The sequence below is a fragment of the Pontibacillus marinus BH030004 = DSM 16465 genome, assembly GCF_000425225.1.
In the GTDB taxonomy this organism is placed as follows: domain Bacteria; phylum Bacillota; class Bacilli; order Bacillales; family BH030062; genus Pontibacillus; species Pontibacillus marinus.
This window is the reverse complement of sequence record NZ_AULJ01000083.1, coordinates 1-9,635: the sequence shown is the minus strand read 5'-3', so window position 1 is coordinate 9,635 and position 9,635 is coordinate 1. Positions and strand designations below refer to the sequence as shown.

The 9,635-nt window shown below is 31.3% G+C and carries 13 protein-coding genes; 12 read left to right on the top strand and 1 reads right to left on the bottom strand.

What is annotated here, in order from left to right; all coding sequences use genetic code 11:
* Nucleotides 1-462: 462 nt before the first annotated feature.
* Complete coding sequence (locus H514_RS0114975; protein ID WP_027447693.1) at nt 463-1,068, top strand: hypothetical protein; 606 nt, start codon at nt 463-465, stop codon at nt 1,066-1,068.
* Nucleotides 1,069-1,319: 251 nt separating this feature from the next.
* A complete protein-coding gene (locus H514_RS0114970) occupies nt 1,320-1,649 on the top strand; it encodes a hypothetical protein (RefSeq protein ID WP_027447692.1) in 330 nt (109 codons plus the stop codon).
* A 906-nt stretch (nt 1,650-2,555) separates the two neighbouring features.
* Here H514_RS0114970 and H514_RS0114960 read toward each other — a convergent pair.
* Entirely contained in the window at nt 2,556-2,837 is a 282-nt protein-coding gene (locus H514_RS0114960) for a hypothetical protein (protein WP_027447690.1), read from the bottom strand.
* Between the two features lie 311 nt (nt 2,838-3,148).
* Between H514_RS0114960 and H514_RS0114955 the strand changes: the two genes are divergently transcribed.
* The 10 genes from H514_RS0114955 to H514_RS0114905 all read left to right on the top strand — a co-directional run bounded on the left by H514_RS0114955 (nt 3,149) and on the right by H514_RS0114905 (nt 9,443).
* Nucleotides 3,149-3,784 carry a histidine phosphatase family protein gene (locus H514_RS0114955; RefSeq protein ID WP_027447689.1) on the top strand — a complete coding sequence of 212 codons (636 nt, stop codon included), beginning with the start codon at nt 3,149-3,151 and terminating at the stop codon, nt 3,782-3,784.
* Nucleotides 3,777-4,220, top strand: coding sequence for an NUDIX domain-containing protein (locus H514_RS0114950; protein WP_027447688.1), 444 nt, complete (start codon nt 3,777-3,779; stop codon nt 4,218-4,220). Before H514_RS0114955 ends, H514_RS0114950 begins: the two co-directional genes overlap by 8 nt.
* A gap of 242 nt (nt 4,221-4,462) precedes the next feature.
* The gene (locus tag H514_RS23185; protein ID WP_231566657.1) at nt 4,463-4,633 is read left to right on the top strand and encodes a GrpB family protein; all 171 of its coding nucleotides are present in this window, start codon (nt 4,463-4,465) and stop codon (nt 4,631-4,633) included.
* Between the two features lie 16 nt (nt 4,634-4,649).
* On the top strand, nt 4,650-5,186 hold the full coding sequence (locus H514_RS0114940) for a D-glycero-alpha-D-manno-heptose-1,7-bisphosphate 7-phosphatase (protein ID WP_231566655.1): 537 nt from the start codon (nt 4,650-4,652) through the stop codon (nt 5,184-5,186).
* A gap of 194 nt (nt 5,187-5,380) precedes the next feature.
* Nucleotides 5,381-6,001, top strand: a complete 621-nt coding sequence (locus tag H514_RS0114935; RefSeq protein WP_027447686.1) for a histidine phosphatase family protein — start codon at nt 5,381-5,383, stop codon at nt 5,999-6,001.
* Between the two features lie 218 nt (nt 6,002-6,219).
* Nucleotides 6,220-6,426: a hypothetical protein gene (locus H514_RS24735; RefSeq protein ID WP_027447685.1), complete on the top strand. Its 207-nt coding sequence runs from the start codon at nt 6,220-6,222 to the stop codon at nt 6,424-6,426.
* Nucleotides 6,427-7,115: 689 nt separating this feature from the next.
* The gene (gene xerA / locus H514_RS0114920) at nt 7,116-7,958 is read left to right on the top strand and encodes a site-specific tyrosine recombinase/integron integrase (RefSeq protein WP_027447683.1); all 843 of its coding nucleotides are present in this window, start codon (nt 7,116-7,118) and stop codon (nt 7,956-7,958) included.
* Nucleotides 7,959-8,080: 122 nt separating this feature from the next.
* Nucleotides 8,081-8,542, top strand: coding sequence for a GNAT family N-acetyltransferase (locus H514_RS0114915; protein WP_027447682.1), 462 nt, complete (start codon nt 8,081-8,083; stop codon nt 8,540-8,542).
* Nucleotides 8,542-9,066 carry a D-glycero-alpha-D-manno-heptose-1,7-bisphosphate 7-phosphatase gene (locus H514_RS0114910; RefSeq protein ID WP_233422678.1) on the top strand — a complete coding sequence of 175 codons (525 nt, stop codon included), beginning with the start codon at nt 8,542-8,544 and terminating at the stop codon, nt 9,064-9,066. The genes H514_RS0114915 and H514_RS0114910 overlap by 1 nt, the downstream gene beginning before the upstream one ends.
* A 161-nt stretch (nt 9,067-9,227) precedes the next feature.
* Nucleotides 9,228-9,443, top strand: coding sequence for a hypothetical protein (locus H514_RS0114905; RefSeq protein ID WP_027447680.1), 216 nt, complete (start codon nt 9,228-9,230; stop codon nt 9,441-9,443).
* Nucleotides 9,444-9,635: the final 192 nt, after the last annotated feature.

Sequence of the window (9,635 nt, the reverse complement as noted above, 5' to 3'; positions counted from 1 at the left end):
ATCATTGATCAGTCCGGCCTCATGATGACGCTTTCCAATATCAATACCAAGATAAATCATAGATATACCACCCATATAAGATTAATCAGATGTAAGGAATCCTCTTAACTTTATAGATACTCAACCTCGTTCGATATACGGCAACTAGGTACCATCCAGCTCATACGAATAGTTCTATAAAGAAAGAGGTGTCAGTCTTAAGCACGAAGACAATGCTTCAAGGGCGCAGAGCGACAACCTCTATCTGATTTAACCTCATTATACCTTCCTAAAAAGGTAATGAGGATTAAAAGCCAGAACAAATCTGACTAATAATAATATACGAGGGCGCGTTTATAGAATAACGTGTCTTTTTATTTGGTTTTATAGACTAAGAAGGAAATCCAAAGAAATATATTGAACTTAATTTTATGACTCAACTGAAATATAAGATCTTAAATAAAGATTAATGAAGGAGTATATATGAAAAAGATATTGTTGATAGTACTTTTTATATGTCTTTTGGTGAGTATTACTTTTAATGTAATAATTGTTTCAAATAAAAATTCCTATGATGATTATTTAGGGAATCAAGTTGCCAATAGAGTTGCTGTTATAGTGGACAGCAGCTTTGAAAATAAAGCGATACTTAATAAAATAATAAAGAACAAAAGTATAAATAAGATTGAATCACATCAGTTGTATTTAAATTTCGGTACTTCAGTTAGAGAACTACAAGAGTTAAAATCTTTAAATATGTATTTAGACGAAGTTGATCTAGAAAATTATAAGTTTTTAAAGATTATAAACGAAAATGGTGATCATTTTATGGTCCAGTACAGATCTATGGAAAAAGAACATATCAATAATAAGGTAATAAACAAGGAGGATTTAGATTCCTATAGAAAAGTTTTAGATTTAATGAATAGATATACTGATATCGCCGAAAGCACAATAACAGGTATTGGAGAAAAAGGTAGGAATCAGGCTTATAATCAAAATAGAGAATATGTTTTCACTTCTGGTGAGTGGGCTCAATTTATAAAAGAGCTGCACGATAAAACTCATACTGAATCCTCACCTTTTTAAAACGGTTAGGATCACGAAGGTTTAGAAATTATCTTGAAATCAAGTCTTCAGCTTTTGGGCGCGTTTGTTTAATAACGCGTCTTTTATATAGGTGTATATTGGAATAAGGTGTTGATGCTTTACTCTTGTTTTGAAATAATTGGATATAAGAAATAGATCTTACATAAAAGGGGGAGAAACCAATTAAGAACTGGGTTTTTAAGGGTCTAGCCACTGGGGTTGTAGCCCTACTCATTTTTCTAATAGCGGGTATGTATTGGAATATACAAGAGCTAATTAACAAAATGGACACTACACCTATTCCTTATATTAAATTAACTGTTTATGGAATGCTTATTGGGATTCTAGTTGAATGGTATAGCTTAAATGCAATTTTTAAAGGACACTTTAAAGTCAATTGGCTTATTGTTCCTACATTGCTCTTAATGATCTTAGCTTTCATCCCTGATTATTATTGGTTCGCTTGGTTTGGGGTGGGAAAACCATGGTTTGTAGCACCATTTAGATTTAGAGAGTCACAAATGGCATTGGATATTATTACAGGGATTTTATTAGTACGATCCTTATCAAATGGTGGATAAGAGCTTTATTGTCTTGAATTCGAGTCTTCCAGATTTGGGCGCTAAACTAGAGTAACAGTAATAAACAGACCGGCAAAATATGCATAGTTTTATACAAAACTTTTATTTTGCGGTCTGTTTTAATATGCAAAAACATACTGCCAATTCATACATAAATTAAATGCCTAATACAATCTATGCTCATGCCTCCTACCAGTTATTATGGTTTCTGAAAGAAGTTATAAAGGTTATGGATTATATCAGCAGACGGATTACCACTTCTATATATCATGTCATTTTTAATTACATCAATCGTTTCAAGTGTAGATGCTATAATGACCATCCCTGAAAGCAAAAAGAAAAAGAAGAGTATTATATTTAACAAAGACTTTTGAAATGTATTATTTGGGAACATTTTTTTGTGCTTTTTGTTTAGAAATAATAACACTCCGAAGTTTATTGATAATAATAAAATTAACCAGATAAAGTCATTCATGCTTATCCACCCTTAAAGTTAAACGATATGAAAGTAGTGTATTCTAATTAAGTTTTTCTTAAACAAGGGTGCTATAGTTGAAGATCTAATTGTAGATATCTCGAAATAAATTCTTCAGCAAAAGGGCGCGAATCTGAAACAAAATGTGCCCTACATTATTGAAGTGAATCAAAAAAGTAAGCTTAATTGATCTTTTACTCAAGCAGAATAAGATTGATCTGGTATTGAAACAATAGAACAAAAAAGACTGGTGAACATAATGCCTAAACTAGGTAATAGTGAAAATAATAAAGGGAAATTTCGTTCGTTTATTGATAACTTGCTTGAAGGATGCATTGGTGTGGGATGTATATTTCCCATATTTTTGTCACTATCTATTATAGGGATTATTATTTGGATTATTTAATAACGCTTTACCTGTAAAAATGGTGTTAGAAGTATGTCTGATACATTGACCACAATATTAGAATTCCTATCACAATTGGAATTAGGGAAGCAATAATAAGAAGAGCTTTTGCGATCCAAAATGAATTACTCATTATACGGTAAAATATAGGATTTTCATAATTATAATAATCCTTTTTCATCCATTTATTTTTCTTTATTTCTTTTTGATGTGCCTCTTCAGTATATTTGGTTATTACTAAGTAAAGGAAAATGAGTCCGCCTGTTAAGAAAAAGAATAAAGGAAGAAGGTCTTTGATTAGTTGCATATAACATCACCTATTAAATAGGTTGACCGGTTTTAGATATATTCATCCTCATTTATGTAGGTAGATATAATTTTGATAATTATCTTGAATTCAAGAATTCAGCAAACGGGCGCGATTCTTTAAAAGGAATTTGCGTCTTTTTTACTTGTTGGAATGGTTTAAATAACTCTACCAATAATGTTGGGTGATTATGTTAAAATATGTATATATTACTAAAAGTGTCGTTATCCAAAGAGCAGGATGTGTGGATGATGAAATATAAAGCATTTATATCAGATTAAGTATCAAAATATCGGTAGGAGATGATAACATTGCTTACTCTCTATATCACAAGACACGGGGAGACTGTATGGAATACACAAAAAAGAATGCAGGGATGGAGTGATTCCGAATTAACAGATAATGGGGTTAAGGATGCGGTGTCGTTAGGAAAAAGAATTAAGGATGTTGATTTTGTTTCAATCTACTCAAGTCCCAGTAATAGAACACAAATGACAGCAAGTCTAATTCAGGGGAATAGAGATATTCCAATCTTACTTGATGATAATTTAAGAGAGATCAATATGGGAGACTGGGAAGGCAATACTATATCATTTATAGAGAATATGTACCCTGAAGAGTATTACTCTTTTTGGAATACACCACATTTATACAGATCACATAAAGGCGAAAGTTTCTATGATTTAAGGCACAGAGTAATGAAATTTTTATGCAACATACAAGAAAAATATACTTCAGGCAATATACTTATTGTTACTCATGCAGTTGTAATAAAGACGTTACTAGCTTTTTTTAAGAATTACCCCCTAGAAAGATTATGGGAGCCTCCGTTTATCCATGGTACCAGTCTTACAAAAATTGAGTTAAATGAAGGAGAATATAATATAGCTATGGAAGGTGACTTTTTACATGAATGCAAGGAAAGAGAAATGTTGAATAATGATTAGAAAAGCAGTGGGTGCAATTGTCTTTCAAGGTAACCAATTTTTAATAATACATAAAACTAAAATCAATACAAATGAGGGTAAAGAAACTATCAATGGAGAATGGGACTTTATTAAAGGTGGTGTGAAACGGAAGGACATTGACTTGAAAGAATCAGTATTACGTGAATTAAAAGAAGAAACTGGTTCACAAAAATATAAACTAATTAAACAATTCAGTGAAAAAATTTCTTTTGAGTTTCCTAGTGGGATCAAAAAGAAGATCGGATATGAAAGACAGGAAACAACTATGTTTCTTGTGGAATTTTTAGGTGATGCAAACAAACTTAAGCCGTTTGACAATGAAGTCAGTGATTTAAGATTTCAAGATAAAGAAAAAGTTTTAGAAATGCTCACACATCAAAATACAAAAGATTATTTTATTAAACATACAGAATAAAGGTTTCATAATAAGTAATAAATGATTTGAGTGATCAGTAATAACTATGAGAATTTAATATTTATCTTGAATTCAAGTCTTCCTGATTCGGGCGCGATTCTTTAATAAGAATTAGCGTCTTTTTTGTGTCTTCGGAAACGTAAAGGCAGAAGAATTCTCTTTCCAATATAATTGGTTAATTATGTTAAAATAGAGGGACATTTTAAAGGAGAGGACTACAATTGACACATTATGCTATAGAAGTGGTTGATTTCGATGAAAGGTGGGTCGAACAATTTAACTCAATAAAACAAGTTATAAGTAGATGTATAGGGCAGTTGATTTTAGATGTTGAACACGTTGGAAGTACTTCAGTTAAAGGCCTCCCGGCAATGCCCATTTTGGATTTCCTGATAAGACAGCGCGAAAGTTGAATAGATGGTTGCGTCTATGGTTAACACACTGTTGGAGGTGGTTAAAATAAGAGTTGCTTTCTTTGATAGAGATGGCACAATAATTGAAGATTATCCTGACGAAAAATGGTCAAGTATAACTGCTCCCGAATTTGTTTCAAATTCTATTAACACATTACAAAAAGTACAAGAAAAAGGATATAAGATTATTATAATAACCAATCAATATTTAATTAATGAAGGTTACATAACATTGCAACAGTATGAGCAAATTAACAAGTTAATGATTGAAAGGTTATCTTCTCAGGGAATCAAGGTTCTCGATGTATTTTATTGCCCTCATAGAAGAGATGAAGGCTGTAATTGTATTAAACCTCGGACTGGCATGATTTATAAAGCAATTAACAAATACTCTAATATAGATATAAATCAATCCTTTATGATTGGTGATTCTAAAGCCGATATAAATTTAGCCATAAACCTGAATATGAAAGGTTTTGGAATAGGGGTAGATGCAACAGATCCAAGAATTAAAAAGCTTGATAATTTAAAAGACTTAATTAGTTACATATGATTTAAATTAAGCTTGAAAAACACAATTTATCTTGAAATCGAGTTTTCCGTAAACGGGCGCTAAACTGGAATAAGAGATATTCTCACTTCCCCTTTGATCATAGAAAAACATTTTTATGCTCATTTATTGAAAATTATGTAAATAAACGATACAATAACGTAATATTTATCTTTAGCTATTTAGGGGGAAGAGAAGTGAGTACAAATATTTACTTTACAAGGCATGGAGAAACTATTTGGAATACAAATAAACTAATGCAAGGTTGGAAAGATTCTCCTCTAACTGACAAAGGCATTAAACAAGCACACCAATTATCTGAGAGGTTATCAGATATTCATTTGAACGCTGTTTATTCAAGTACAAGCAAAAGGGCAATTGATACAGCTGAAATTATAAAGGGAGATAGGCCATTTGAAATAGTAAAATTAGATTCATTAAGGGAAATTTCTTTTGGTAATTGGGAAGGTAAAACTTTTGAAGAAAATAAGGAGGAATCTCCAGAAGAATGGAGGGCATTTTGGGAGACTCCACACCTCTTTACAAATAATTCAGTTGAATCATTTGTTAAAGTACAAGAAAGAATGGTAAATATTTTTAAAGAAATAGTGGAACAACATCCTTTTCAAGATATTTGCATCGTATCCCATTCAATTGCACTTAACCTTTTAATGAACTACATAGAAAAGACACCACTTAAAGAATTATGGTCAACTCCACCAATACCTTCAACAAGTTTAACTTTGATAAAAGCAAACACTAACTATTATGAAATTTTATATAAGTACGATACCTCTCATATGGTTGAAACAATATAAAATAAATGTATAAAGTTAAAGTTATCTCGAATTCAAGTCATCAGTAAACGGGCGCAATTCTGGAGTAAGGAAAGACCGTTTTTTATTTATCTTGATATATTATAACCTAGGTTTAACTGGATATTTGTTTGTTATAAGAATTGAATTAGTTGTGAGAAAATGTACTTATACTAACGGCTAGTTGAGTTAAAAAGAGAAGTACGAAATGTGGTGATGTTATGAATGATAATTCTTCCTATCAATGTTGTTTTTGTGATAAGAGGATAATATCAAAAAAACCAGATATTACTTCAATTATAGTAGTATCTAATTGGGATAAGGCTAGTGATACTCAGCAGGAACAACAAATGTTTTGTCATATGGAATGTTTGAAGAAATCAGTTTCAGACAATTTCCCTTTATATATCGCTGATTTAGAAGATTAAAATGTGTGAAAATGAATTTAAACTATTTGGTTAGGGTAAACGTTCATTTTGATAATTATATTGAATTCAAGTATTCAGTTAAAGGGCGCGTTTGTTTAAATAGGGTCATATTAACAGGATGCTGGAAAAATAATTGTTTTAGTCGATATACTAACTATGCAGTTACCTTGAGAAGTTAAATGGAAAAATCTATAGTAAACTTAGCTGACAAAGAGGTGTTCGTTTTGAAGTTACTAAAATTTATGTTTGGGGATATGAATAAAAGAAACTTATTTACTAAGGGTTTGTACATATTTTTAATATTATATTATTTTGGAGCGTTAGTTTGGAATTTGTATATTTTAATAGATGGAGAAAATTATCAGAATCCACCTAATTTGATCTTATTTATTCTGGTATTATTAATTGGGCCATTAGGTGTTCGGGCAGTGTATAAGAAGTTTAATAATATATTTTAAATTGGGATAATAGGCTATTAATTAATCCTTTACTGCTATTATCTCGAAATCATGTCTTCAGCAATAGGGCGCTTATGTGGAACTATGAAAGTCCATGAACATGCAGTCTAATGGGGAGTTCAATTAAGTATTAATTCTTATATAATTGAATAAAGCAAGTATTAAGTACACTCTCCAAGGTCATACTAGATTCAAGATTAATTGGATTATAACCTTGGGGAGTGAATTAGTATGCTTTTATCTGATGTATGGCATAAATATCAACTAGATAAAAAGATTGAAGGTTATTCACCTTTAACATTGAAATCGTATTGCTACCAGTACAATACACTACTGAGTCATTTTGGGGACGTTGAGGTGAATACTCTTACTACTGACCAATTAAAAAATTATTTGGTTGAAGAAGGTGAACATCTGAAGCCATCCAGTATGGGGCATAGAGTACGTTGCCTTAGATCTCTATTTAAGTGGACATATGAAGAAGGATTCATACAGATGGATCCAGCAACAAAATTGAAAGAACCTAAAATAGGTAAAAGAATCCCAAAGTTTTTATCAGAGTTAGAGATAGAACATTTGAGAGAAGCTTGCCATACTTCTATGGAAAATGCGCTATTCGAGTTCTTTTATTCTACAGGATGTCGTATAGGTGAGGTCGTAAAGTTGAATCGAGATGACATTAACTTTGCTACCAATTCTGTCATTGTTCATGGTAAGGGTGACAAGGAAAGAGAAGTGTACTTTAATACTCGCTGCTCTCTGTGGTTAAAAAGATATTTAGAAGAACGTGAAGATGAGTATGATTGCTTGTTCATTACAGAAAGAAGACCGAGGAAGAGAATGAGTATTGATAATATACGATACATTATTAAACGGATCTCTTGCCGAGCAGGTATCAATAAAAATATACATCCCCACCAACTTCGACACAGTTATGCAACACACATGATTAATAATGGGGCTCCAGTAGAAGTTATTCAAAGCTTACTTGGTCACGAGAAGAGTGAAACAACCAAGTTATACGCACAACTTAGTGGTAAGATGAGACATGATTTATATACGAAATACTTTTAAACACGTCATTGAGCGTGTTTTTTTATTTTAGTAGTAAAAAATTGAGTTTTAAGAATAGTTTTGAAATAATTGGTATTAAAATGAGAAAAGCAAATATACACATGGAGGAGGAGTTATTATAAATGAATATAAGACTAGCGGAATCAAAAGACATTGATCAACTAATAAGGATGAGGTGGGATAATACAATTGAGTTCGATGATAGTAAAAGACAATCTTCATATAATGATTTTGAAAGAGAATGTCGATCTTTTTTAGAGAACGCGATGAAAAATGGTGAGTGGTATATATGGGTAGCGGAAGAGGAAGGAAAACTAATATCTCACATTTACATAGAATTAATACAAAAAGTTCCAAGGCCTGGGAGAATAACATATCCATTTGCTTTCATGACAAATGTATATACTGTTAAACAGTATAGAAATATGGGCATTGGAAGCAAGATAATTTCTACAATTAATAAGTGGGTTAAGGAAAATAACTTTGAATTCATTATAGTATGGCCTAGCGATGAAAGTATTAATTATTATAAAAAGAATGGTTACGTCCATAGTACTGAACTAATGGAATATTTCCCTTCTTAATGTTGGAGATGGTTAAAATAAAAGTTGCTTTCTTTGATAGAGATGGAACAATAATTGAAGATTATCCTGACGAAAAATGGTCAAGTATAACTACTCCCGAATTTGTTTCAAATTCTATTAACACACTACAAAAAGTACAAAAACAAGGATATAAAATTATTATAATAACCAATCAATATTTAATTAATGAAGGTTACATAACATTGCAACAGTATGAGCAAATTAACAAGTTAATGATTGAGAGGTTATCTTCTCAGGGAATCAAGATTCTCGATGTATTTTATTGCCCTCATAGGAGGGATGAAGGTTGTAACTGTATTAAACCCCAGACTGGCATGATTCATAAAGCAATTAACAAATACTCTAATATAGATATAAATGAATCCTTTATGATCGGTGATTCTAAAGCAGATATAGATTTAGCCATAAACATGAATATGAAAGGTTTTGGAATAGGAGTAGATGCAATAGATCCAAGAATTAAAAAGCTTGATAATGTGAAAGACGTAATTAGTTACATATGATTTAAATTAAGCTTGAAAAGCCGCAATTTATCTTGAAATTGAGATTTCCGTTATCGGGCGCGTTTGTTTAATAACGCGTCTTTCTTACGGATCAAAAAAAAATAAACTTGAAGGATTTCATAATGAGTAACTTGAAATAAAATTAATAGAGGTGAAAACTGATGAAATTCAAATATTATAATGATACTGGAAGAAATGTAAGTATTCATCCGGGAACAAAGATTAACGGTACTATGTGTAGTATGGAGCATATCAAACCACAAGAAGAAAGAACATTTCATTTGCCTGAGAATACCTATCCGTGGGTGAAAATGTGGGACAACGGAAAGGATGAAGGATTAAGTATATTGGTATCACCCCAAAAAGATAAAGACTAATGTTTCTAAATAGTATTTGATCGAAGTAGCATGGAGTTAGACAAGTAAAGGTATATAATTGAAGAACCTATAGAAATTAGGTGGAAACTTGGTTAATAAACAAATAGTAAAAGAAAAAACTATTGCTATGATGGAAAAAGAGTTAGATGCACTCCTCAAAGCTAAAGGTTTTTCTAGAAGGAAGAACTCGAC

Coding starts and splice junctions, on each gene's coding strand:
- H514_RS0114975 (WP_027447693.1), top strand. CDS start 463: ATGAAAAAGATATTGTTGATAGTACTTTTTATATGTCTTTTGGTGAGT.
- H514_RS0114970 (WP_027447692.1), top strand. CDS start 1,320: ATGTATTGGAATATACAAGAGCTAATTAACAAAATGGACACTACACCT.
- H514_RS0114960 (WP_027447690.1), bottom strand. CDS start 2,837: ATGCAACTAATCAAAGACCTTCTTCCTTTATTCTTTTTCTTAACAGGC.
- H514_RS0114950 (WP_027447688.1), top strand. CDS start 3,777: ATGATTAGAAAAGCAGTGGGTGCAATTGTCTTTCAAGGTAACCAATTT.
- H514_RS0114940 (WP_231566655.1), top strand. CDS start 4,650: ATGGTTAACACACTGTTGGAGGTGGTTAAAATAAGAGTTGCTTTCTTT.
- H514_RS24735 (WP_027447685.1), top strand. CDS start 6,220: ATGAATGATAATTCTTCCTATCAATGTTGTTTTTGTGATAAGAGGATA.
- xerA (WP_027447683.1), top strand. CDS start 7,116: ATGCTTTTATCTGATGTATGGCATAAATATCAACTAGATAAAAAGATT.
- H514_RS0114915 (WP_027447682.1), top strand. CDS start 8,081: ATGAATATAAGACTAGCGGAATCAAAAGACATTGATCAACTAATAAGG.
- H514_RS0114910 (WP_233422678.1), top strand. CDS start 8,542: ATGTTGGAGATGGTTAAAATAAAAGTTGCTTTCTTTGATAGAGATGGA.
- H514_RS0114905 (WP_027447680.1), top strand. CDS start 9,228: ATGAAATTCAAATATTATAATGATACTGGAAGAAATGTAAGTATTCAT.